Annotated in this window: 1 protein-coding gene and 2 pseudogenes; 2 read left to right on the top strand and 1 reads right to left on the bottom strand. The window is 70.0% G+C overall.

The window, feature by feature from the left end; translation table 11 throughout:
- A pseudogene (locus tag BEK98_RS51500) lies at positions 1-177 on the bottom strand (YwqJ-related putative deaminase); the annotation flags it as partial.
- A gap of 263 nt (positions 178-440) precedes the next feature.
- Here BEK98_RS51500 and BEK98_RS45285 point away from each other — a divergent pair.
- Positions 441-1,430: an SMI1/KNR4 family protein gene (locus BEK98_RS45285; RefSeq protein ID WP_094222671.1), complete on the top strand. Its 990-nt coding sequence runs from the start codon at positions 441-443 to the stop codon at positions 1,428-1,430.
- A gap of 8 nt (positions 1,431-1,438) precedes the next feature.
- A pseudogene (locus BEK98_RS45280) lies at positions 1,439-1,728 on the top strand (SUKH-4 family immunity protein); the annotation flags it as partial.

The following is a 1,728-nucleotide window of genomic DNA, read 5'->3' as shown; positions in this document are numbered from 1 at the left end:
GCGGGCGGCGGTGCCGGTGAGGGTGGAGCCGCGTACGGAGAGGGCGGCGGCGACGGTGGGGAGGATGCCGTCGCGGCGGTGGAGGAGGGTGGGGGTGGGGGGTGTGTCGGAGCCGCTCCAGCCGATGCGGGGGTCGCCTGCCCGCACCTCGTTACCTCCGGTCTGCAAGGTATTCATGATCGTTGTCCCCTCCCCGGGCATCCCCCGAAGGACACAGAGTGCCAAATGCCGTGGCTGGTGCGGAAGCTGGGGCGGTGCGACACGCCCGGGTTTGGGCGGGCTGTCACGGTGGGGTGACGGCTGGTCACGAAAGCGGAGGCGGGAAGTGCGGGGGTGGGGTGGTGGGCCGGTGACCGGGGTTCGTGTACCGCATAGGCTGTCGCCATCCGCGATCGACACCGCCGTTCAGGCCAGAGAGAACGCCGCAGGGGGCAACCGCCATGACGACAGGTCGGCTCGGGCAGCAAGCCGCGCCGCCGAACGCGGCCTATGCCGGGCAGGTCGTGCACTTCCCGGATCCGGTCCGGGCGGCACGTCACCCGAGAGGGGTACGGATCGACGAGCGCGGTTACCCGGTTTTCTCGCCGTACGCGCGCGCGGCGGCGGAGATCGCCGATCCGCCGGAGGGTTTCGGCGTCGACGAGTTGCGGCTGACGGACTATGTGTCGGCGAACGCGGCGCTCGCGGCGTCGGGGCACGAGTTGTGGGACACGGTGCCTGCGGTGGCGACGCCGCACGGCTGGACGTGGCATCACGTGGTGGGTTCGCGGCGGCTGGAGTTGGTTCCGGTCGAGGTGAAGGCGTTGTTGCGGCATCACGGTGGGGTGGCGACGGCGCGGGTGGACCAGGGCAAGCGGGGTACGCGGCCGTTGCAGGAGACGCGTCCGGCGCACTTCGGGCTGCCGAAGTCGGGTGTGGCGGTGTCGGAGTCGCAGGTGCAGGGCGTGGAGGAGGACCTGGGCTACCGGTTGCCGGGTGCCTACCGTTCGTTCCTGAAGGCGGCGGGTGGTGCGGCGCCGGTGGGTGCGGCGCTCGATGCCGAGCTGGGGTTGTTGCTGGATCAGCCGTTCTTCACGGTGCGGGACGAGGCGGCGGTCAATGACCTGGTGTACGTCAACAAGTGCCTGCGTGACCATCTGACGAAGGATTACCTGGGCGTCGGTTTTGTGCAGGGTGGTCTGCTCGCGGTGAAGGTGAAGGGCGAGCGGGTCGGTTCGGTGTGGTTCTGTGCGTACGACGATGCGCGGGATGTGGATCCGTCGTGGTCGCCGGCTGAGCGGGTGGAGCGGTTGTTGCTGCCGTGCGGTGATGATTTCGACGTCTTCCTGGCGCGGTTGGCGGGGAATCCGCCGGAGTTGGAGACGGTGGCGAACCTGATGGTGGACGGCGGTTTCGCGCGTGCCGTTCCGGTCTCTTCGGCGGGGGAGTGAGCTTCGCGATGGTGACGTTCGCGCAGGCGCAGGAGCGCGCCGAGGAGTGGATCAACGGGGATGTGCCCGCGTACCAGCATCGTGAGGTGCGGGTGCGGGAGTTCGAGCTGGGCTTCGTGGTGTGGGGCGAGGACCGTGCGGAGGGTCCGCGTTCGGATGCGGGGGCGCAGCGGCTGGTGATCGCCCGGGACAGTGGTGAGGCCACGTTGTGGCCGGCGTTGCCGGTGGGTGAGGTGATTCGCCGGTACGAGGAGGAGTACGGCCGTGCGGAGGTCGAGGACGCGGTGCCGGCGCCGGC

Origin of the sequence: Streptomyces diastatochromogenes (genome assembly GCF_002242805.1) — a bacterium.
GTDB lineage: Bacteria > Actinomycetota > Actinomycetes > Streptomycetales > Streptomycetaceae > Streptomyces > Streptomyces diastatochromogenes.
The sequence above is the reverse complement of the archived record's forward strand: the minus strand, read 5'-3'. Positions and strand labels throughout refer to the sequence as shown.